The organism is Candidatus Pyrohabitans sp. (genome assembly GCF_054014795.1).
This window is the reverse complement of record NZ_JBPMGE010000074.1, coordinates 1-20,259: the sequence shown is the minus strand read 5'-3', so window position 1 is coordinate 20,259 and position 20,259 is coordinate 1. Positions and strand designations below refer to the sequence as shown.

Sequence of the window (20,259 nt, the reverse complement as noted above, 5' to 3'; positions counted from 1 at the left end):
ACCAGGGCATCCATCTCCTCGTCGGTGTGCATGGGCAGTTTCTTAAGCTCCTCGCTCAGCGCCAGCTGGGGAATAAACTTCTGGAGCACATAGCGCTTTGCTCCCTGCAGGCTTCGCGCTATAGCTTCGACCTCCTCCTCGTCGTGGATGCCCTTAATCACCGTGGTGCGGAACTCATGGTCAATGCGTGAGGTTATTATTATGTCGATGCTCTTCTCCATATTGCGGAGCTCGCCGTTTATATCCACACCAGCTATGCGCGAGTAGTCTTTTGCGCGGAGAGGTGCCTTCACGTCCATGGCAATGTAGTCAACGAGCTTCTCTCTGATAAGAGTGCGCAGCATCTCAGGGTTGGAGCCATTGGTGTCCAGCTTCACCTTCAACCCCAGCTTCTTAATCGTCGCGCAGAGCTCGGGCAGGTCGCTGTGTAGCGTGGGCTCACCGCCGGTTATGCAAACCCCATCCAGAAAGTCGCTGTTGCGCCGCCAGAAGCGGATGAGATACTCCAGGGGCACGCTCTCAAAACTCTCAGGGCTAAGCACAAGCTTGTGGTTGTGGCAGAAGCCGCACCGAAAATTGCAGCTGGGGAGGAAGATGGTCGAAACTATCTCCCCGTCCCAGTCCACAAAGCTCGTCTCCAGCACGCCTTTGATTTGCATTTCTCCCTCCAAAAAAGAAAAGGGGGAGGGGTTAGCTTGCACCCATCACAAGCGCAGCAAGCTCCTGCTCACCTGGCACAGAGCCGCGCCACGCCGCGATTTCCTCATCCTCGCTGTCCACAACCACAATGCTCGGCGTAGCAAGAACGCTGTGCATCCCTGCCTCTGCCATGCCCTCGACACTCTCCACATCGTAGTACTCCACCTTAACACCCTTCGCTTCCAGCTTTGCAGCAAGCTCCTTTGCCGAAGGACATCGCGGGCAGTTCTTCTTCCAGAACAGCTTTATCCTGGGCTGCATTCCTGCGCTGCTCGTGCTACTAGCGATGCCCAGAAGGCTTCGCTTGTTCCACTCTATCGCCGGTCTCCTGTCCCGGAGCTCGGCTATCTTCCCCTTGTTCCAGCTCCCCACCTTTGAGAAGAAGCCGGTCACGCGGGTTATGTACTCCACGTGGTGGCTCCCGCAGTGGGGGCAGGCATTGCTTATTATTTCTTCCTTCATTTCTCTCACCTCCAGTTTTTACCACAGCCCGCGATCTACCCGTCCACAGTCTAAACATGAAGAGAACTCAGGTGAGAAGGCTATCTGGTCGTTGGTGGTGTGCTTGAAGGTACGCACCACGAACTTTGCAATCGCCTCCGGGTCAGGCCTTGCCTCGCCCAGCCAGATGTGGGTCAGGCTGCCAGCGTGTATCATCGGATGGAACATGCCCTCCTTCTTCACCCGCTCTATCGGCGATATAGGTGCGGAGATGTTCAGATAGGTGGAGTTGGTGTAGTACATCTCACCACGCTCTATGTTGCCCTTCACCACCTCCCGCGTCTCACTGGGATAGTGCTCCAGGTCGAGCTTTGCCATTCTATAAGCTGTGCTCTCCGCCGGTGTCTGCTCCAGCACAAATCGCATGTCGTAAGCCTCGCCAAGCCGCTCGCTCTCCTTATTCATATGGGCTATCACCTTCAACCCAAAGCGCAGTGCATAGCTGCTCTCGTGCATCTCCTCGCCCAGATGGTACTGCACCAGCTCATTTAAGCCCAGCATTCCCATGAGGAAGGTGGCGCGATGGAGGCGGTAGTAGGGTTCGCCGTCCTTATCCATGGCAAGCAGACCGAGAGGTCCTCCTTTACCCAGACCCAGGAGCCTTGTTATGAACTCGCGCTTGGCCACGTGAGCCTCCGCCGCAAGCCTCATCCGCTGCGAGAGAATCTCAAAGAGCAGGTCGTCGCTGCCCTTGGCCTCATAGGCGATGCGCGGAAGGTTGATGGTAGCGTTCTGCATCGCCGAATATCGCATCTTCCAGGGCGTCTTCGCATCCAGCAGGTCGCTCTCCTCCAGCTTGAACGCCAGACGGCAGCACTCGCTTATCTTCGCCGTATCCCCGCGGTCAAACACATAGTAGCTGTTTCCGCGCTCAGAGCTTAGCTCAGCTATCTCGTACAGAAAATCCTCATAGCCCTCGGTGTGGAAGAGGCGCTCTGTTATGTGAAGCTGGGGCTTGGGGAAGAAGAAGGGCCTGCCCATGCCGTCGCCCTGCATGTACACCTTTATCAGCGCCCTTGCGAAGCGCTGCGCCTCGGGCAGGTAATCCTCGTAGGTGTTGCCCGTGTACTTGCCCTCAGGGCCGATGGCCTCGACACCCTCGAAGTGCTTGGGCACCTCCCAGTACAGGTTGAGGTCGCTGAAGATGCTCTGCCCTCCTCTTGCCACAGCCTGCTGCGCAAACTCGAAGACCAGCATCTGCGCCACCTGCTCTATCTCGCTGTCGCTCTTGCCCTCAAAGTAGGGCGCCATGAAGAGGTTTACAGCATCCCAGCCTATTGCGCCCGCGAAAACACCCTGCAGAGCCGCTGAGAACTTTATAAGGTGGAGCACCAGCACCTCGGGGTGCTTGGCGGGTTTTGAAATTGAGAGCGCGTTGGGCAGACTGAGGCCGAACTTCTTGACATACTCGATGCTGTTGCCTGAGCAGTAGGGGCGGTCTATGAATCCCAGGTCGTGGAGGTGGATGTCACCGCGCTCGTGGGCGAGAGCAACCTCGGGGGAAAATATTCTGAGCAGAGCGTACTGCTTCTTTATGCTCTCGGCCAGCGAGAGATTGGTCGCCTCGGGACCATGAGGCACATTCGCATTCTCCTTGTTCTGCCTGGTTATGAGCTGCTCCACATCATAGATAGGCATACCCAGTCGGGTGTACTGCTTGCGCTGCTCCTCAAGCTTAAGCTTTATAAGCTCAGCGTTGACGATCTCGCGGATGAGCGGACCTGTGATGAACTCTATTCCAGAGTCGTGGACAATCCTCTCAACCCTGTCTGCAATCAAGCGTGCGGTTGCCTCGTCCACATCAGTCTCCTTGAGCAGCGAGCTGACAATCCTGCTCTTATTCCATGTTATTACATCGCCCTCACTGACCTTAACAAAAAGAGCGATGTCCGTCGAATCCTGCTGCATATACACCTTCTCCATCTCTCTTCCCCCGAGTTTAGATATCCGAACAAATTCGGACTTGTATGTGATATATTATTAAAGACAACCAGGTATATAAAGGTTTTGATTTGATATTGGTAACCAGAAGATGCACCATAGTGAATAAAATTAACGGAGGAGTGGCAAGGACATTCCATCTGCGCTCTGCGTTTAGAAATATTAACGTTACCCGGAAGCTTTGCTTTTGGTGTAACGAAGTTACCGTTTACTCCCTCACCTTTGCCAGTGCAACAACGTGGTCGCTCTCATCCAGCTTCATCAACCTGACGCCCTGCGTATTTCTGCCCATCACAGAGATTTCCTTAACCTTGAAGCGGATAACCACGCCTTTTGCACTGGTGAGAACCACCTCATCGGTATCCCAGACGCTCAGAACGCCCACCACCAGGCCATTGCGTACACTGGGGATGATGTTTATCACACCCTTCCCTCCACGACGCTGCAGCGGATACTCCTCTATGGGGGTGCGCTTGCCGTAGCCATTCTCAGTCACAGCGAGTATGGTTGTGCCGGGCTTGACCACCTCAACGCCCACCACCTCATCCCGCCTGCGCAGTGCAATTCCAGTAACCCCCTGAGCGGCACGCTGCATAGGTCGTACCTCCTGCTCAGAAAAGCGTATCGCCTTGCCGTAGCGGGTGGCAAGGAGTATCTCCTGCTTGCCGTCAGTAAGCTCCACCTCCACAAGCTCATCCCCTTCCGCCAGGCTTATTGCCCTGATACCTCCCCTGCGCGGGTTGCTGAAGGCACTGAGGGGTGTCTTTTTAACCTTCCCCAGCTTGGTCGCAAAAAAGACGTAGCGCGAGGGGTCGAACTCCTTCACAGATAGGGTGGCTGTAATTCGCTCCTTAGCGGCCTCCTCCAGAAGGTTCACAATAGCCTTGCCTCTGGAATACCTGCCTGCGGTGGGAATCTCATATACCTTGCGCCAGTACACCTTGCCGGAATTTGAGAAAAAGAGCATATAATCGTGAGTAGAGGCGACGTATATATCCTTCACCTGGTCCTCTTTTCGGGTCTCAACGCCCACTATACCCCTGCCCCCGCGGCGCTGACTGCGGTATGTACTCATGGGCAGGCGCTTTATATAGCCCCCCTGGGTGATTGTGACCACCATCTCCTCCCTGGCGATTAAGTCCTCTGCACTTATATCCTCTGCCTCTGCGATGATCTCCGTTCTGCGCTCATCCCCGTACTTGCGTTTCAGCTCCAGCGTCTCCTTCTTCACCACCTGAAGAATCTTTCTCTCACTCGCAAGAAGGCTGCGCAGCTGCTCTATCTGCCTGAGAAGCTGGCGGTACTCCTCCTCTATCTTGTCCCCTTCCAGCCTTGTGAGCTTCTGGAGGCGCATGTCCAGAATTGCCTGCGCCTGCGTCTCGCTCAGTGAAAAGCTTTCCATAAGCCCTGCCTTGGCCTCGGCAACGCTCGGCGAACCCCGAATGAGCTTTATCACAGCGTCTATGTTCTTAAGCGCTATGCGCAGTCCCTCCAGGATGTGGGCACGCTTCTCAGCCTTCTTCAATTCAAAGCGCGCCCTTCTGGTCACCACCTGCCTGCGGTGCTTTATAAACTCCAGGATGGTGTCTCTGAGGTTGAGCACCTTGGGCTCGCCGTCCACCAGCACCAGGTTGATAATTCCAAAGGTGGTTTCCAGCTGGGTGTTCTTGTACAGCTGGTTGAGAATAACCTCCGGGGTGGCGTTCTGCTTGAGCTCTATAACCACGCGCATGCCCTCGCGGTCGCTCTCATCGCGTATGTCTGCGATGCCCTCTATCTTCTTGTTCCTCACCAGCTCTGCGATGTTCCCTATGAGCCTTGCCTTGTTCACCATGTAGGGGATTTCAGTGATTATTATCCTCCTTCTACGCCTGCCATCTTCTATGTGTGTCCTTCCTCTGAGCCTTATGGTACCCCTGCCGGTAGAGTAGGCGTTGATTATTCCCATCTTCCCCAGAATGTAGGCGCCTGTAGGGAAATCCGGCCCCTGGATGACTCCCATGAGCTCTTCGAGGGTGGCGTCCGGGTTATCTATGAGCAGGGCTATGGCATCGCACACCTCGCTTAAGTTGTGGGGCGGTATGTTCGTCGCCATGCCCACGGCTATACCCGAGGAGCCGTTCACAAGCAGATTTGGAAGCTTTGCGGGCAGCACGCTGGGCTCCTGCAGGGATTCGTCGAAGTTGGGCACAAAGTCGACAGTATCTTTCTCTATGTCTGCAAGCATCTCCTCGGCTATCTTGGCAAGCCTCGCCTCTGTGTATCGCATCGCCGCGGGAGCATCGCCGTCCACGCTGCCGAAGTTGCCCTGCCCGTCTATCAGGGGATAGCGCAGGGAAAAGTCCTGAACCATCCTCACCAGGGCGTCGTACACAGCGGCATCGCCGTGGGGGTGGTACTTACCGAGCACCTCACCCACTATGCGCGCACTCTTCTTGTAGGGGCGGTTGTGAAATAAGCCAAGCTCATACATGGCGTAGAGGATGCGCCGATGCACAGGCTTTAGGCCATCGCGCACATCCGGCAAAGCTCGCCCTACGATTACGCTCATCGCGTAGTCTATGTAGGAGCGTTTCATCTCCTCTTCTATCGCCACTCGCTGAATCTTTTCTGCAGAAGCTGCCATCTGAAGTCCCGGTTAAGATTCGCAGAGGAGGTATAAAAATTTGTCTATCCTGCCTGCAACTTCTCAGATTCATGGGGTGATTTTGGCATGAAACAGCAGAAATTTTGGTATGATCTCGGCCTTTATATTTATCCCGTCCATATCTAAAATTCTCTCATCACTTCTGGTTAAAATCAAACCATTCACCGCACCAAATTTTTTGCAGAACTTTACCAGACCTTTTATATCGCTCTTATCAATTTTTTCTTTATATTTAACTTCAACAGGCAAGACAGTGCGATTCTTAAGGATGAAGTCCACCTCGTAGCTGCCACTTCTCCAGTAGTATTCTGCCTTCAGCTCACTTCTTATCAGTGTTTCCATAATTTTGCCTTCATCTCTGGAGTGGCAGAGAGAAGGATGAAGAGGATAAACCTTTCTGTTCTTTCTGCTGGTAGCAAGGAAGCTGCCCCTCAGGTTCTTAACCTGTTTTATTAAGAAGGAAAGCTCCAGAAAGGTGAGAGCTTTTCTCACAGTTTTTCTGTTTCTATTCAGGCTCTTTGACAGAGAGTTTATGTTTATTATCGCCCCCGGGTTCTCTGATATATACTCCATAAGAATTTTCAGCAGTTCAGTGTCAGCGATATTGAAGCTCTCGGGTATGTCCCTGTAGAGCACCCTTTCCACCACAAGTTCGCTTACATACTCCCTGCATGCTCTGTCCTGCATATCTATCGTCTGCGGGAATCCCCTCAAAAGAAACTTTCTCAGCAGAATTCTGATTCGCTTTTCGTGAATATAAAAATCTGACTCCAGGGGGATCTCCTCTCCTTTAAGCTTCAGGAATTCAGAAAAAGACAGAGGATTTAAATAAAAAAATTTTGCTCTTCCAGCAAGGCTTTCTCTGGAATTTTTCATCAAATTTAGGCTTGCTGAGCCGGATATAACTATCTTTACCTTTGGATTTAAATCATAGAGCACCTTTATTTTGTCTGCCCAATCAGCAAGTTTGTGAATCTCATCAAAAAACAGAAATGTCTCAGACTCCCTCAATTTTTTACCCAGGACTTTTTCCTCATAGACGTCTATTATTTTTCTGATATTTTCTTTCTCTATGTCAAATGAAAAATAAAGTATATTTTTTGGGGCGACGCCTCTATTAATAAGATAATCTATAAGCTGATACATTATGGTTGTCTTTCCAACCCTTCTTAATCCGGCGATTGCATCAATTGTTCTTTTATCAAGATTCTCTCTGAGAGTTGCAAAGAGGTCCCTCTTAACTTCTTTCTTAAACTCTTTTTCAACAGCTCCTGTTTCCCACCAGGGGTTGAATTCAAATATGTCCATAAGGGTATTTTAATACCCAAATATTTAAGTTTTTTGGGTACTGGAATACTCAAATCTTCAAATCCCGAGGAAGTACAGGATGGTCGGCAGTATGAGAACGCCCATGCAGTGAGACCTCCTTACCCCGGAGAAGACTGCCAGCAACCCCGTCGCTGTACTGGTAATTGCTATCAGCATGCCGTAGAGGCCGGTGAATATCAGAATACTGAGCATCAGAAAGAGCAGAACAAAGATGGAAAGCCGGGTATAATCTATCGCACCTATTCTCCTTACTGCAGACCTGGCAATTAAAAGCGTGGCAAAGGCGGCGAAGGGCGAGGCAAGCATTGCTATGGCGAGCATAAACACAAGGTCTCCAAGGTCGGCCTCGCCTATCAGCGTCGCCGCAGCTACACTGGCACCGCTGCGGGGATTGCCTATCAGATAGAGCGCAAGCAGTGCAAATATGGCGGCGGCTGTGTTAACCCCGCCGTGGGCGACCAGAAAATTCCTTTCGTTGCGACGCCCGAAGATGCTCTGCACCAGAAGCGCACTCTGGGCGGAGCCTATTCCCGGCAGAAGGCCGGCGAGTATCCCGCCTGCGGTGCCCGCGGCGGCACCGTGAGGATAGAAGCCTTTCTCATGGGCAAGACTCTGCTCTGGAGGTGCGCTTCGCAGGTGAAGGGAGGTGAGGATGGTGCTTATTCCAAAGAAACCCGTGAGCGCCGGGAAGAGTGCATACTGTGGCGAAAGCAGGGGATAGTTCAGGATGATATAGCCAAGTGCCCCGGAATAGAGGACCACAAGCGCTGCATAGAGCCTCTTTCTAAATCCCTTCTCCAGGTAAACCATGTAGGCAAGCACGGCGGTGAGGAGCAGTGGAATGTGCTGCCTCACAGTGGGGTAGACCTGGGGCATTGCAAAGTAAAGGAGGGGCAAGGCTAAGGCGCTGAAAAGCGTCGCCCCCAGACCGCCCAGCACCGTCAGGCGAATCGCCTCATAGCCCCGCCCCTGGCTCAGGAGGCGATGCCCGGGCAGGATGGAGAGCACATTGTCCTCCTGGGGGGCGCCCAGCAAAATCGCCGGCACATAGTTTACAAAGGAGTGCACAACGCTAAGGGCGACGATAAAGGCGAGGAGAGGCAATAGCCCGAACCACTCGATGAGAAACGCAGAGAGGGAAACAAGGATTATAACCACATTGTTCACGTGCAGCCCTGGCACCAGGCCTGTTACTATGCCGAAAATGCAACCAAAAAGAGCAAAAACCGCTATCTCAGGCAGCGTATGTCATCCCCCTCCCTTGGTATCACTTCGAGCTCACCGCGGTATTCCTCCACCCTGCCGGTAAGCACAATCTTTGCACCTTTCTTCAGGCAGCTTCTATCCACCTTCTCGGCGACTCCTTTAAACAGAGGAACAGCCACCTCACCGGTGCCATCGCTCACGCGCAGAAAGATATGCCCAGCCTCATGATACCTGAGCTTCATCACCTCCCCCTCAATCTTAACCTGGGCACCGAGATAATCGCCGCTGAGCTCCCCTATGTCAAGCTCTCTGGGTTCGCTGATGCTGGCCGCGAAGAAGAGCAGGAGTAAGCCAAGAGTGGAGGCTGCCAGAGATAGGCTAATCACCTCGCTGTCTCTCATGGGCGAGCACCTCAAGAATCTCAGTCACATGATTTCCACGCAGATTTAAAAAACCTTTCTTCACCCTGAGCTTTACCACGTCGCCCTCTTCTGCATTCACGTCATTTGGTATAAGGTGCACCCCTGGCTTAACCCCGGCACGTATATCGTAGTTCACCTTGACCCTTGCGATGCCCCCTCCCTTTACCACCCTTCCGAAGGTGTAGTCACGGGAATAGCGCCGCCTGAAGTAGGCAGAGAAGAGCACCACACCGATGAGTGAAGCCAGAAGGAAGTGAATGTACGGATAGCGCCATGATACGCTGGGCATGAGTGCCCTGAAGGCAAGGAGGAAAAGGGTGATTGCAAAGTATGCAAGGAAAAAGTCCCTGTAGGGGGGGTAATCCCTGGAAAAGTATTCCTTCACCTGACTGAATGTGAGGTTAAGGGACAGTAAGCCAAAGAGTAAGAGCAGGGGGAGAGCAATTCTGAAGCTGATGATGTTGAATATGAAAAGCACAGCGATTATAAAGAAGAAGAAGGTGAACAGCTGTGCCTTGAGTATAACGTAGTCCCTGAATTCTATGCCTCTCCTTTCAAAGAAGGGGTAGATTCTACGAGCCTCCACCCCGCCGAGATATGCACGAAGCCTGCGAAGGTAGAGAATGAGCTTTATAAGAAAACCCAGGGCATGGTAGTACATCCTGGCGGCGGTCCTGAAGGTGAGTTCTCCAAGCTTCTCGGCGATGTCCATGCTCTCTGCCTCACTCAAAATTACAGGTTGCTGTGAAACGGTAACGGTTTGTGGTTACATTTGAAATAAAACCACTGTCCCACCACTCTCCGTTAAACGCATAATAAACGTATTGCAGGGCCTGGTTTGTGATTGTGGACCCCAGGGAGGATTGAGTACACGTTGGGTCGTCTATCATATAGCTGGGCGCTGAGATGGATATATTGAACCTGTACCAGTCAAGGTTGCTGTAATTTCCCACTCTTATCATCTCCACCCCGGTGATTTTCACAACTCCGGAGGGAAGCTCATTCACATTTTCTCCCTTATAACCCAGTCCGCGCATTCCCGCGGCGAAGGTTGCGCCATCCCTGGCGGCGGCATGCGCCTTGCTCAGCTCATTACTCCGTAGTATGTAGGGGAAGACCGCGATCACCATTACCATTATTGCCCCTACCAGTATTATAAACTCAATTGAAATCTGTCCCCTGCTGTCCCTTAGTGCCCTCATACGCCTCAGCCCACGGTATCAATATGTGCCGCATCCGCATAGATAATAATGTTGGTGCCATTGTTGCGTATTGTAAGCTCAGGGTAATCGCTGCTCGGGTCCCGGCGGAGAGTGTTGTTGGGTATTATTGACACTGTGGCGTTCCATATTTCGCCACCAGTTTTTGACATATTTTTCTGTATAACAATCTTTCTGGCGGTGTTGTCTATTATTATTGGAAGCTGCACCCCAGTGCCCTCTATTTTCTGCATCTCCCCCAACTTTGTGAAGTTCACCTGCTCAGAGGAGAGGCGGACCTGAAAACCAGCGCCGTTGGCGTAGGCCTTGTTTATCGCACCTGCGATGAATGTGGCCACCATCTTTGCCTCACCCGCCTCGCCAATCTCCCTCGCCATACTCAGCCTCTCGAAGTTGACATTTACCAGGCTCACAATAACCAGTATTGCAATGCCCATCATCAGGGCAACCTCTATTGAAATCTGTCCTCTCATACTAACCCCTTGAGAAGGTTATGTTTTTGTAGGTGATGTTTATTGTGTACCATGCCCCTGAGGACTCGACTATGTCCCCAACGGTGCCATTGGCATAGGCGACACTCCAGCCTTTCCCATAAAGCTCAACCTGAAAGCTGTAGGTATCGTTTTGCACAACGCTGCCATTGCTGCGCCTCCTTACCTGCGTTAGCTGGGCTACCAGGGCGCCTCCATCGTCGGAGGTGGTTATCCTTGTGGTCCTCTCAATTATCGGCATGCCATTCGCATCCACGCCTGCGGAGGTGTAGCCCGGTACAAACAGTCTGAGAGTTCGCTTTTCGTACTCATTTGATATGCTGTTGGCAGCAGTTGCGATTTCCTCCACAGCATAGCGCGCATCACCCGCGTGCTGCACATCTCTCGCATAGCGACCTGACTGGAGGGTAAAAGGGACTGAGACGGAGAGGAGTATCAGCAGTATGGCGCCCATCACTATCAGCGCCTCAACTGTTATCTGTGCCTTTCTGTTCATTCTCTATCCTCACGGAGAAAGGGTTATACTTATATTATTCCCGCTGCTGGCAATAAGCAAATATGAGTCTCCTCCCTGAGTGTTGTTATTTTCAACCCTCACCACAAAGGAGCCTCTGCCATCGAAATATGTATAATTAAAATTACCTGCAGATATGCCCGAGATGTTCCTACCCATCCCCCCAAAGTGGCGGGAGGTGTTGTATACGTTCGTGTAGACAAGCTCCGCCGGCACCCTCGCCCTGCTTTCCCACTCTGCCCAGTAGCTGATTGAGGCGTTCATTACAGGGTCACCCGACGCAAGGGCCCAGCTTCGTGAGTTTGAGGTTATCCTCACGGTGCGCACCGCCCCTGGACCGAGAACCTGGACAACCTTAATCGCCGTGGTTATCTTGTCCAGATTGTTCCTCACTTCGAGCACCCTCGAGGCGTCCCTGCTTGCGTCTGAGGCTTTGAAGCTCATGGGTATGGTTATACCCACAAGTATCAGGAGGAAGAAGCCTATGATAAGAATCGTCTCAAGGGTTATCTGGGCGTTGTTTCTCATAACCTCACCATCCTGCTCAAATCACCAAAGCCCAGCGCCAGCAGCAGCCCAAGCAGTATTACGGGAGCGAAGGGCATCCTTGCCTTGACCTTGACCCGGTCTTCGAGTCTGCCCTCCCTCACGAGCCTCTGAAGCGTCTCAATCTGCTGCGCAGTGAGCCCTCCTGCTCCTGTTCCAGCGACGAGCGTGCCCCTGCTCATGGTTTCACGGGATATGTAATCTTTAATTTTCTCAAGGAAATCTTTTTCCTCTCTGATAACTTCGCCGTTGCGAATATAAATCTCTTCCGCAGCTATAACACCTTCTTCAAGATTAGAAATTTTCACCTCCTTCTTCAGCGAACCTCTCAGGATTTTAAGGCTGTTCCAGAAGAGGGTAAATAGGAGCAGCACCACTGTGATGAATATGTAGTACTTCAGCAGGGCGATGGGCTCAACGCTGCCGGTATAAAGCGCCAGGAGCAGCATCGCGGAGGCTGCAGCTATTCTGTATATCTCCCCCTTTATCAGGTAGATGAGAAGAATGAAACCAAGTGCCGCGATACTCTTGCCCAGGAGTGCGCCAAAGGAAAATGCGCCAATCAGGAGGAAGGCACTTTTCAGCTTTTTCTGGGGCTCCAGCAAGGGTTCAAAAAATTCGCGTATTCTCACCTTTTTGACTGATATGGCAAGGGAGTAGATGAACAGGAAAGGGAAAATCGCCACAAAGGTGTTTATGAATACGCTCAGCGGAAAGGGATACCATGCCAAGCTGGGGGAGAAGTAGCGCAGGAGAACCTCGGGGTACTTTGGTAGTAGCGCAGCGATGAATAGAAACTCCTTCACATCTCCGGCAGCCATTCCGCCGAGAAGCCACAGCGTATAGCCCACGGCGAAGGTGACTAGGACCGCCTTTCCCAGGTCGAGTGCCAGGCTATAGCTGCCCTTGCTAAAGGCTATGGCAATGTTGCCAGCTATGCCGGCGAAGAACAGCGAGAAGGAGAGCTTATTGGGGATTATCCCGTGCTTAATATCCGTGTAGCTCGCAGCCAGCGCGCCGAGGACAGCTAAGGTGAGCATGAGCCACTCGAGCATAGTTTAAACTTTGCATGAGTTAATAAAAGGTTATGGGGAAGATGAAGCGCATATTTGGCAACGCGGTCATCCTGGAGGGTGAAGAACTCAAACCCACGCGGGGCTATGTTGTTGTGGAGGATGGGGTAATCGCTGAGGTAGGCGCAGGACATCCGGGCAGGCGCAGCTATCTCGACCTAAAGCGCGGTATAATCTGTCCCAGCTTCACCAATGCACACACCCACATAGGCGATGCCGGCGCCCGGGATGTAGCTGCCTATGAGGACATCTCCACGCGGGTGGGCAAGGGCGGTGTGAAGTTTGAGCTGCTAAAGGATGAGGAGAGGGTTAGGCTTGGAATGAAGTCGGCGCTTGAGGAGATGCTCGCCTCGGGCACGCTGGCGTTTGCAGACTTTAGAGAGGGCGGTGTGAGGGGTGTAAAATTGCTCAGAGATACCGTGGAAGCCTCCCCTGTGGAGGCGGTGGTGCTGGGACGTCCAGACGGCGACCCCCCTGAGAGGCTCCTTGCCCGCTGCGATGGTATAGGTATAAGCAGTGTGGCTGACTATTCCATGGAGGAGCTACTCAAGCTGCGGCATCTCGCTGGACGCATGCGCCGACTCTTTGCGCTTCACTGCGCAGAGGTCAGCGACGACGTGGCGCAGGTTCTAAAGCTCAGGCCAGACTTTGTTGTGCATCTGACCAACGCCAGCGAGGCAAGCATGGAGGAGGTGATGCGCAGGCACCTGCCAGTGGTGCTCTGCCCCCGTGCCAATGGAAGCTTTGCCGTGGGCCTGCCCCGCATCAGGGAATTTCTTGAGGGCACCCTGGTGGCTCTCGGTACAGACAACGTAATGGCAAACTCACTCAATATGCTTCGCGAGATGGAGTTTGCCTTCAAGCTGGCGCGCGGGTTGAGCAGGGATTATAGCCTTGACGCCAGAGAAATCCTCAAGGCGGCCACCATAAACGGAAGGAAGGTGCTCAGGCTGGAGAGCAATGCCATAGAGGAGGGCAACCTCGCCTCCTTTGTAATATTTCGGAACAATAATTATATATATGACCCTGTGTTAGGAATAGTACATAGGTTTGAGGTAGGAGATATTAAGGGCATAGTTAGAGGCGACGCTCTGCTGGGAGGTAAAGGAATTGTATAAGAATATACTCATACCCACAGACGGTTCAGAAATTGCCGAAAAGGCGGTAGAGCATGGAGTAAAGCTGGCGAAGGCTGTGAATGCCAAGGTTTACGGGCTGTATGTTATAGATATCTCTGCCTTTGCCGGCATACCCACCGAAGCGGTATGGGAGAGCATGCGCACCCTGCTGGAGGAAGAGGGAAACAAGGCTCTGGAGACTCTAAAAACCCATGCAGAAGAGCTTGGAGTAGAGCATGAGGTTATAATTAAAGAGGGCATCCCGGCAGAGGAGATTGTAGAAACCGCCAAGGAGAAAAATGTGGACCTGATAATTATGGGCACCGCCGGAAGAACCGGTTTAGATAGGTTTTTACTCGGTAGTGTTGCCGAGAAGGTGGTAAGAACTTCTTCTTGCCCGGTGATGGTTGTCCATAACTGACTTTAAGGAGGCTCCGCTGTGAAGGTTAAGGACATAATGACGCAGAATGTAGTGTATGCAGAGGTTCCTGGAAACAGCTCTGAGGCGCTGGAGCTGATCCTGAAGCACAACATATCTGGCTTACCCGTGGTTAAGCGCGGAACCAAGGAGCTCATGGGGATAGTGACCAGAACTGATTTTGCGCGGAACCCTGAGGAGGGGCAGCTTGCTCTGCTCATGACCCGCGAGGTTCACACCACAACACCCGAAGAGGACATTAAAAACGTGGCGCGAGCATTTCTGGAGAAGAACTTCAGAAGAATGCCTGTGGTTACCAACTCTCACCTTATGGGAATTGTAACTGTGAGTGACATAGTGTGGCGCGCAATTACAAAGATGAATATACCAGAGCCTGTGGAGAAGTACATGGAGTCAAAGATAACCACGGTATGGGAGGAGACCCCGCTTAAGGTGGCCTATGAGATAATGCGTCACAGCGGTGAGCGTGCCTTACCTGTGCTGGACAGCGATGGGCTTCTCTCGGGCATAATCGGTGATACCGACCTGCTGAAGGTTTTTGAGATTACAGAGAGTACCCACAAGTCAGAGCTTTCCGGTGGGACAGAGGGCGACCGCTGGGGCTGGGATTCAAAGAATGTCATATACATAACCAAGAAGCGTCTGGAGCTGCCGGACAGGCGGGTTAAGGATGTGATGGTCAAGGACGTGGTTACAGTGACAAAGCGCACCAGCGTGAGCGAATGCGCCAAGCGCATGGCAAGGAAGCGCATAGAGCAGATTCCTGTGATCAACGCAGAGGGCGACCTGATAGGCATTGTTAAGGACATCAGTCTCCTGAAGGCTATGTTTTAGATTATGTCAGAAAGCGGCGACATAATGGAGATAGCCCTGAGGAGGGGCTTCATAAATCCGAGCTATGAGATTTACGGCGGGGTTAGTGGATTCTATGACTATGCGCCCCTGGGGGCGGCGCTGAAGAAGAACCTCGAGGATATCTGGCGGCGCTACTTTGTGGTGGAGGAGGGCTTTATGGAAATTTCCTCACCCACAATTTCGCCGGAGGATGTGTTCATAGCCTCCGGGCACGTGAACAACTTCGTCGACCCTCTGGTTAGCTGCCAGAAGTGCGGCTCCGCCTTCCGCGCGGACCACCTTATTGCGGCCGCCATCGATGTCAAGACCGACGGACTCAGCTACAGGGAGCTGGACAGGCTTATACAGGAGCATAAGCTGCGCTGCCCAGACTGCGGGGGCGAGCTGAGCGAGGTTTACAGTTACAACCTCATGTTCAAGACCTACATAGGGCCGGGAAGCAGGAAGGTGGGCTACCTGCGCCCGGAGACTGCCCAGGGCATGTTTATACTCTTCCCCAGGCTGTACTCCTTCTACCGCAAGAAGCTGCCCTTTGGCGTGGCGCAGATAGGCAAGGCATACCGCAACGAGATATCGCCCAGACAGGGCTTAATACGTCTGCGTGAGTTCACCCAGGCCGAGGTTGAGATATTCATAGATCCAAGCGATAAGTCGCACTCGAACTTTGCACGCTATGCAGATGAGAAGCTCAGGCTGCTGCCGCAGGATAGTGAGGATGTGGTGGAGCTCTCAGCTAGAGAGGCGGTGGAGCGCGGCATCGTGAAGCACGAGTTCCTGTGCTACTATCTGGTGCACACCCAGCGCTTCCTCCTGGATATCGGGATACCCTATGAAAAGCTGCGCTTCAGGCAGCATCTGCGCGAGGAGATGGCCCACTACGCCGCGGACTGCTGGGATGCCGAGGTGCGCACACAGCGCTTCGGTTGGATTGAGGTTGTGGGGATAGCTGACCGCACCGACTATGATTTGAGGGCCCACGAGAAGCAGAGCGGTGTTGAGCTGCGCGCCTTCCGCCAGTTCCCAGAGCCTGTGCGCAGGAAACGCCTTGTGCTGGAGCCGAAGATGGCGAAGCTGGGGCCTGAGTTTAAATCGCTTGCGGCGAAGATTGCACAGGCTCTTAAGGAGCTGTCTCAGGATGAGGTGAAGCGCTTTGCTGAGCAGGGTAACCTTGTGCTTAGGGTTGAGGGCGAGGAGGTAACCCTCACGCAGGAGCATGCTGAGGTAAAGGAGGTGGAGGAGACCATAACCGGCGAGAAGTTCCTTCCCCATGTTATAGAGCCCAGCTTCGGCATTGACCGCATCTTCTACTGTGTGCTTGAGAATGCCTTCTACAGGCGGGAGGACAAGAATGTGCTCAGACTCAATCCCAGGCTGGCGCCGGTGAAGGCGGCGGTGTTTCCCCTGCTCAACCGGGAGGAGCTGGTGGAGGTTGCTAGGGATGTATTCAACGATGTAAAGCGTGGGGGTATTCTAGCACTCTTCGACGCCAGTGATTCCATCGGCAGGCGCTATGCCCGCGTGGACGAGATAGGCGTGCCCTTCGCCGTAACCATAGATTTCGACACCCTGGAGGATGAGACAGTTACAATACGCGAGCGCGACTCCGCAGAGCAGGTCAGGGTGCACAGAGGCAGGGTTGCGGAGCTTCTGGCAGATTTAATAGAGGGGAAGAGGAGATTTGGGGAACTGTAACCTTCCTTCCATCTCGTAATAATATGGAGAATCGATGTTTTCCACTGTCACAACTTTAAAGCGTTTAGAAAAGACTTAAAAGAGCGACAATTTTTCATTAATTTGTCGAAATCTAATTTGTCGCTATATCCAGGGAGTCGACTTTTTTCGTATCCAAGTTTATTCTTAAGCTCTTCCGAAGGTTTTGAATGCCATCTTAATCCCAAACTGAGACAGATCCACTCTTCAATCTCATAATCTGTTAGAACTATCTCTACTGGAGTTGACATATTATTCGGAATATGACAAGCTGTTTTTGCATATCTATCATTAAAATTTTGTGGATCATCGGAGTCTAGGAAAACTAAAATTCTATCACATGTATTATCGAACATTTTTAAGATCCTAGTAAGTTTTGTGTTGCATAAAGCTGGTAGATGCTTTGGTTTTGGAATATGGAGATTCCCATATACCAGCCCTTCTTTTTTAAGATCATTAATAACGTTCTTTAAAAATTCTCCACCGTAAGTATCTTCTACAATTATTTTGATTCTCATACCCTTTCCCCAGTCTCAAATAAGTCACCATAAAGCCAACCTTCACTAAATGTTATACCTTTTTCTCTTAAAAATTCTTTTATTTTATCTGAGTCTTTTATGCGTCTGAATCTAGATCCCTCATAATCCTTTTCGACAAGAATTAGGTCACTGAGCTCAACCATATCAACAACAACAGGAGAATGAGTTGTTATCATTGCATTCACGTCGCTTTTCCTTATAGTATCTAAAATAAGTTCTAATGTTTCAGGATGCAGTGAATTTTCAATTTCGTCTATGATTAATAAAGATGGTTTAAGGTAAATAGCAGTAAGAATTGTTAAGACTTTATAGAATCCATCAGAAATATTTGGCGGTAGAAGTTCAAGACCTTTTTCCCATATTTTAATCATGACTCTGCCATCATCAGTAATATGTGGACGTACTTCTATATCAGGGAAGAGCATTGATAGAGGGTAGTAAATCTGGTCAGGGATCTTTCCTTCTCTGATGTAAATGCTGTGGAATACATTGGCAATATTGCTACCGTCTTCTTTTAGGTTCTTCTCTCTTCTGAGAGTTTGAGGATCTTTCATTAAACGAACATTGAATGGTAGCAAAATTGACATCCCTGTTAAAAAAGAGAATATTTTATTCGAAGCAACTCTGTAAAGTGAACTTTCTGGTAAAAAACGTGGGCCCTCTATTGTGACTCGTGGACATAATGTTACAATTCTTTCAATTTTATCTTTGAAATTTTTATAATTAACATGTATCTCAACAGGAGAAAAAATATAGGATAATGCAAACATTTTATTAGTCTCTTTATCAGTAAGTTTATATCCTAAACCAATCCAAGATGGCGATCTAAGTATATCTAAGAGTTTCATATTCAGATCTACTTTAACTTTTTTTTCTTTCATTAATTTAATTTTTTTCTTTCTCAATTTAGTTTTTAATCCATAATCTGCCACATATTTCTTTAAATTTTTCACGACACTTTCTATAAAAGCAGGGTCATGTTTAACTGTTAACCATTCGCCTTCTTTCAATATTTTCAGATAACCTTTAATATCTAGGAGTTCTCTCAGAATTTGGAATTTTCCTCCGATACCGGTAAATGTCGTTTCAAAATAAACGTCATATCCTTCTATTTCAAAGAGTAATCCAATCGTTATAGGCAATTCTTCTTTTCTCTGCCATACGACGTTGTTGTATCCCCACCACTCGAAAAATGGATTTATCTCCTTTTCGGTGTAGATTTTTTTCAAAAGTTTAAATGCTTCCACTAAATTTGATTTCCCAGAGGCATTTGCCCCCACTACTACGTTTAATTTTTTAATATCTATTTCACAGTCGTGAAGACTTTTGAAATTATTTATGATGACTTTCCTAAGTTCCGCTTTCACCATCAAATTATATTTAAAAAATCCTGTTATTTAAATCTTCTGACTAACTTAATAGTTTCATATCAGTTTTCAAATATCTCTTACTCCCTTAATCCCTGAGAATCCCATCTATCCGCCTAACCGCCTCCAGGATGTCAAGTATAACCCTCAAATCTCTTTCGTCCTTCAGGCGCAGAAGCAGTTCCTCCCTCTTCTTCTGTAGAATCTCATCCTCCTTCTGCGGCTTAGCCTCTGCCCTGGCGGGTGCAGGGGTTTTCTCTTCCACCTCATCTTCACCCTCCCGCACCACCTTCACCTCACCGCATTTTGGGCAGAGCACCTTGCCCTCCTTCTCAAAAAGCGGTGCGCTGCAGCTGGGGCAGTGGTACGCCAGCATTGTAGCCCTGCCCAGCAGGAGCTCCACCATCTTCTTTATGTTCGCGTCCTTTTCCATACTACCAGTAATTTTTTATAACGTAAAAAATATATAAGGTAGTGACCTGTTCGTCGAGTTACTTTTCTGGATTTTTGGAGGTGATTATATGAAACGCGAGGAAAAGCTAAAGCAGATTTGTGAGGTTCTGAATCAGGTGATTGAGGATACCTCCATACCACGAAATATCCGTCGCGCCGCTGAGGAGGCGAAAAATACCCTGATGAATGAAAAGGAAGATTTAGGGGTGAGGGTGAGTTCTGCGGTCTATATCCTTGAAGACATAAGCAACGACAGAAACCTCCCCCTGCATGCCAGAACGATAATCTGGAACATCTCCAGTGAGCTTGAGACGATAAAGACATGAGAGACCTTATCCTTGCCATAGCCAGCGAAGTTTTTCTTTTTTCTCCGGAAGAGGCAGAGAGAATAATCCTGAGGGTAAAGGGAGGGGTTAATCCCAAGACGCTGGAGAGGAATCTTGAGAGCCTTGCCAGGGAGAAGGTGCTCCTTGCGCTTGAGCCCGGGGAGAGCACTCTGCAGACTCTTGCCTTTATCCAGGGGCCAGATTTTAGGGGCGAGCCAAAGGTTGAGGTTAAGAGTGCACTCCTTGAAGAGGGTTTGGCGAGGCGCGGTTATGAGGAGGTTCACTGGGAGAGGGTGGTTGAGCGCCTTCTGGAGGAGATTGAAGCGCTGGCGAGGGAGCTTGAGGAGGACATAAAGCTGCTGTATGAGCCGCCGAGGAAGCTTGAGATGCGCTATTTCGACCTCTCTCTTGAGTACCACCAGCACTACAGCCATTTCCTGAGGCTGAATTTCTCAGATGTGCTGGGCAGGCAGCTTGAGCTCGGGGAGTGGGAGGGTTTTTCTGAAAGGCTCGCGGGAATAAGAGAGATGCTGGATAAGCTTGAGTATTAGAGGTATTCCCGCAGATATGGGAAATTCAACCTCAGCAGGTCCTGCCAGCGTGAGAGGTGCTCCCATTCTTCTGCAAGCACACCGCGAACCTCCAAGCCAGCGTCTATCATGCTCTGAATTGCGCCAGTGATTTCATACTCCCCACGGGGTGAGAGCTCTACGCTGCTGATGAAGGGCTTGGCTTTGGGGCTGAACACATAGAGGGGTGCGCCCGCAATGTCGCTGAGTATCTCCTCCTCGCCCGGCTTCTCCACTATCTCAACCACCCTGTCTCCAGCAAGCCTTACGCTGCTGGCCTCTTTTATGCGCTCT

The 20,259-nt window shown here is 50.8% G+C and carries 22 protein-coding genes and 1 pseudogene; 6 read left to right on the top strand and 17 right to left on the bottom strand.

All coding sequences use genetic code 11. From position 1 onward, the window contains the following. From ACXJJW_RS07835 to ACXJJW_RS07775, 13 genes and pseudogenes are all read right to left on the bottom strand, one after another. The coding region (locus tag ACXJJW_RS07835) for an anaerobic ribonucleoside-triphosphate reductase activating protein (protein ID WP_456475180.1) at nt 1-659 on the bottom strand (659 nt) is incomplete at its 3' end. A 31-nt stretch (nt 660-690) separates the two neighbouring features. Continuing rightward, complete coding sequence (locus ACXJJW_RS07830) at nt 691-960, bottom strand: glutaredoxin family protein (RefSeq protein WP_456475182.1); 270 nt, start codon at nt 958-960, stop codon at nt 691-693. A 75-nt stretch (nt 961-1,035) separates the two neighbouring features. Then, nucleotides 1,036-2,838, bottom strand: a pseudogene (gene nrdD, locus ACXJJW_RS07825) (anaerobic ribonucleoside-triphosphate reductase); the annotation flags it as partial. Between the two features lie 511 nt (nt 2,839-3,349). Continuing rightward, nucleotides 3,350-5,767 carry a DNA gyrase subunit A gene (gyrA, locus tag ACXJJW_RS07820; RefSeq protein ID WP_456475179.1) on the bottom strand — a complete coding sequence of 806 codons (2,418 nt, stop codon included), beginning with the start codon at nt 5,765-5,767 and terminating at the stop codon, nt 3,350-3,352. Nucleotides 5,768-5,836: 69 nt separating this feature from the next. Next, nucleotides 5,837-7,096: an ATP-binding protein gene (locus tag ACXJJW_RS07815; protein ID WP_456475178.1), complete on the bottom strand. Its 1,260-nt coding sequence runs from the start codon at nt 7,094-7,096 to the stop codon at nt 5,837-5,839. A 57-nt stretch (nt 7,097-7,153) separates the two neighbouring features. Next, complete coding sequence (locus tag ACXJJW_RS07810; protein WP_456475181.1) at nt 7,154-8,350, bottom strand: tripartite tricarboxylate transporter permease; 1,197 nt, start codon at nt 8,348-8,350, stop codon at nt 7,154-7,156. After that, nucleotides 8,347-8,724: an exodeoxyribonuclease VII large subunit gene (locus tag ACXJJW_RS07805; protein ID WP_456475177.1), complete on the bottom strand. Its 378-nt coding sequence runs from the start codon at nt 8,722-8,724 to the stop codon at nt 8,347-8,349. Before ACXJJW_RS07805 ends, ACXJJW_RS07810 begins: the two co-directional genes overlap by 4 nt. Next, nucleotides 8,702-9,475, bottom strand: a complete 774-nt coding sequence (locus ACXJJW_RS07800) for a DUF2101 family protein (RefSeq protein ID WP_456475176.1) — start codon at nt 9,473-9,475, stop codon at nt 8,702-8,704. The genes ACXJJW_RS07805 and ACXJJW_RS07800 overlap by 23 nt, the downstream gene beginning before the upstream one ends. Next, nucleotides 9,468-9,947: a class III signal peptide-containing protein gene (locus tag ACXJJW_RS07795; protein WP_456475175.1), complete on the bottom strand. Its 480-nt coding sequence runs from the start codon at nt 9,945-9,947 to the stop codon at nt 9,468-9,470. The genes ACXJJW_RS07800 and ACXJJW_RS07795 overlap by 8 nt, the downstream gene beginning before the upstream one ends. 5 nt (nt 9,948-9,952) lie before the next feature. Continuing rightward, entirely contained in the window at nt 9,953-10,438 is a 486-nt protein-coding gene (locus ACXJJW_RS07790; protein ID WP_456475174.1) for a hypothetical protein, read from the bottom strand. 1 nt (nt 10,439) lies between these two features. Then, complete coding sequence (locus ACXJJW_RS07785; protein ID WP_456475173.1) at nt 10,440-10,952, bottom strand: hypothetical protein; 513 nt, start codon at nt 10,950-10,952, stop codon at nt 10,440-10,442. A gap of 9 nt (nt 10,953-10,961) precedes the next feature. Next, entirely contained in the window at nt 10,962-11,498 is a 537-nt protein-coding gene (locus tag ACXJJW_RS07780) for a hypothetical protein (protein WP_456475172.1), read from the bottom strand. Then, nucleotides 11,495-12,571: an A24 family peptidase C-terminal domain-containing protein gene (locus tag ACXJJW_RS07775; protein ID WP_456475171.1), complete on the bottom strand. Its 1,077-nt coding sequence runs from the start codon at nt 12,569-12,571 to the stop codon at nt 11,495-11,497. Before ACXJJW_RS07775 ends, ACXJJW_RS07780 begins: the two co-directional genes overlap by 4 nt. 32 nt (nt 12,572-12,603) lie before the next feature. Between ACXJJW_RS07775 and ACXJJW_RS07770 the strand changes: the two genes are divergently transcribed. The 4 genes from ACXJJW_RS07770 to glyS are packed head-to-tail and all read left to right on the top strand — an operon-like array spanning nt 12,604 to nt 16,693. Beyond that, nucleotides 12,604-13,707, top strand: coding sequence for an amidohydrolase family protein (locus tag ACXJJW_RS07770; protein ID WP_456475170.1), 1,104 nt, complete (start codon nt 12,604-12,606; stop codon nt 13,705-13,707). After that, nucleotides 13,700-14,128 (top strand): universal stress protein, encoded by a 429-nt coding sequence (locus tag ACXJJW_RS07765; RefSeq protein WP_456475169.1) that lies wholly within the window; start codon nt 13,700-13,702, stop codon nt 14,126-14,128. Before ACXJJW_RS07770 ends, ACXJJW_RS07765 begins: the two co-directional genes overlap by 8 nt. Before the next feature lie 18 nt (nt 14,129-14,146). After that, complete coding sequence (locus ACXJJW_RS07760) at nt 14,147-14,980, top strand: CBS domain-containing protein (protein WP_456475168.1); 834 nt, start codon at nt 14,147-14,149, stop codon at nt 14,978-14,980. A 3-nt stretch (nt 14,981-14,983) separates the two neighbouring features. After that, entirely contained in the window at nt 14,984-16,693 is a 1,710-nt protein-coding gene (gene glyS, locus ACXJJW_RS07755; RefSeq protein ID WP_456475167.1) for a glycine--tRNA ligase, read from the top strand. A 47-nt stretch (nt 16,694-16,740) separates the two neighbouring features. Here glyS and ACXJJW_RS07750 read toward each other — a convergent pair whose 3' ends face one another. The 3 genes from ACXJJW_RS07750 to ACXJJW_RS07740 all read right to left on the bottom strand — a co-directional run bounded on the left by ACXJJW_RS07750 (nt 16,741) and on the right by ACXJJW_RS07740 (nt 19,050). Beyond that, the gene (locus tag ACXJJW_RS07750; RefSeq protein WP_456475166.1) at nt 16,741-17,229 is read right to left on the bottom strand and encodes a hypothetical protein; all 489 of its coding nucleotides are present in this window, start codon (nt 17,227-17,229) and stop codon (nt 16,741-16,743) included. After that, nucleotides 17,226-18,620 carry an AAA family ATPase gene (locus ACXJJW_RS07745; RefSeq protein ID WP_456475165.1) on the bottom strand — a complete coding sequence of 465 codons (1,395 nt, stop codon included), beginning with the start codon at nt 18,618-18,620 and terminating at the stop codon, nt 17,226-17,228. The genes ACXJJW_RS07750 and ACXJJW_RS07745 overlap by 4 nt, the downstream gene beginning before the upstream one ends. An 85-nt stretch (nt 18,621-18,705) precedes the next feature. Beyond that, nucleotides 18,706-19,050, bottom strand: a complete 345-nt coding sequence (locus ACXJJW_RS07740) for an Sjogren's syndrome/scleroderma autoantigen 1 family protein (protein WP_456475164.1) — start codon at nt 19,048-19,050, stop codon at nt 18,706-18,708. Between the two features lie 88 nt (nt 19,051-19,138). Between ACXJJW_RS07740 and ACXJJW_RS07735 the strand changes: the two genes are divergently transcribed. Beyond that, nucleotides 19,139-19,396, top strand: a complete 258-nt coding sequence (locus ACXJJW_RS07735) for a stationary phase-response protein (RefSeq protein ID WP_456475163.1) — start codon at nt 19,139-19,141, stop codon at nt 19,394-19,396. Beyond that, complete coding sequence (locus ACXJJW_RS07730) at nt 19,393-19,947, top strand: hypothetical protein (RefSeq protein WP_456475162.1); 555 nt, start codon at nt 19,393-19,395, stop codon at nt 19,945-19,947. Before ACXJJW_RS07735 ends, ACXJJW_RS07730 begins: the two co-directional genes overlap by 4 nt. Here ACXJJW_RS07730 and ACXJJW_RS07725 read toward each other — a convergent pair. Then, nucleotides 19,944-20,259: sugar phosphate nucleotidyltransferase (locus ACXJJW_RS07725; RefSeq protein ID WP_456475161.1), on the bottom strand; the 316-nt coding region annotated here is incomplete at its 5' end. The two genes, ACXJJW_RS07730 and ACXJJW_RS07725, sit on opposite strands and share 4 nt — an antisense overlap.

Excerpts from the sequence above, each read along its gene's own strand:
- ACXJJW_RS07830 (WP_456475182.1), bottom strand. The coding sequence starts at position 960 with ATGCAGCCCAGGATAAAGCTGTTCTGGAAGAAGAACTGCCCGCGATGT.
- glyS (WP_456475167.1), top strand. The coding sequence starts at position 14,984 with ATGTCAGAAAGCGGCGACATAATGGAGATAGCCCTGAGGAGGGGCTTC.
- ACXJJW_RS07730 (WP_456475162.1), top strand. The coding sequence starts at position 19,393 with ATGAGAGACCTTATCCTTGCCATAGCCAGCGAAGTTTTTCTTTTTTCT.
- ACXJJW_RS07740 (WP_456475164.1), bottom strand. The coding sequence starts at position 19,050 with ATGGAAAAGGACGCGAACATAAAGAAGATGGTGGAGCTCCTGCTGGGC.
- ACXJJW_RS07785 (WP_456475173.1), bottom strand. The coding sequence starts at position 10,952 with ATGAACAGAAAGGCACAGATAACAGTTGAGGCGCTGATAGTGATGGGC.
- ACXJJW_RS07790 (WP_456475174.1), bottom strand. The coding sequence starts at position 10,438 with ATGAGAGGACAGATTTCAATAGAGGTTGCCCTGATGATGGGCATTGCA.
- ACXJJW_RS07745 (WP_456475165.1), bottom strand. The coding sequence starts at position 18,620 with ATGGTGAAAGCGGAACTTAGGAAAGTCATCATAAATAATTTCAAAAGT.
- ACXJJW_RS07795 (WP_456475175.1), bottom strand. The coding sequence starts at position 9,947 with ATGAGGGCACTAAGGGACAGCAGGGGACAGATTTCAATTGAGTTTATA.
- ACXJJW_RS07805 (WP_456475177.1), bottom strand. The coding sequence starts at position 8,724 with ATGAGAGACAGCGAGGTGATTAGCCTATCTCTGGCAGCCTCCACTCTT.
- gyrA (WP_456475179.1), bottom strand. The coding sequence starts at position 5,767 with ATGGCAGCTTCTGCAGAAAAGATTCAGCGAGTGGCGATAGAAGAGGAG.
- ACXJJW_RS07770 (WP_456475170.1), top strand. The coding sequence starts at position 12,604 with ATGGGGAAGATGAAGCGCATATTTGGCAACGCGGTCATCCTGGAGGGT.
- ACXJJW_RS07750 (WP_456475166.1), bottom strand. The coding sequence starts at position 17,229 with ATGAGAATCAAAATAATTGTAGAAGATACTTACGGTGGAGAATTTTTA.
- ACXJJW_RS07775 (WP_456475171.1), bottom strand. The coding sequence starts at position 12,571 with ATGCTCGAGTGGCTCATGCTCACCTTAGCTGTCCTCGGCGCGCTGGCT.
- ACXJJW_RS07815 (WP_456475178.1), bottom strand. The coding sequence starts at position 7,096 with ATGGACATATTTGAATTCAACCCCTGGTGGGAAACAGGAGCTGTTGAA.
- ACXJJW_RS07735 (WP_456475163.1), top strand. The coding sequence starts at position 19,139 with ATGAAACGCGAGGAAAAGCTAAAGCAGATTTGTGAGGTTCTGAATCAG.
- ACXJJW_RS07780 (WP_456475172.1), bottom strand. The coding sequence starts at position 11,498 with ATGAGAAACAACGCCCAGATAACCCTTGAGACGATTCTTATCATAGGC.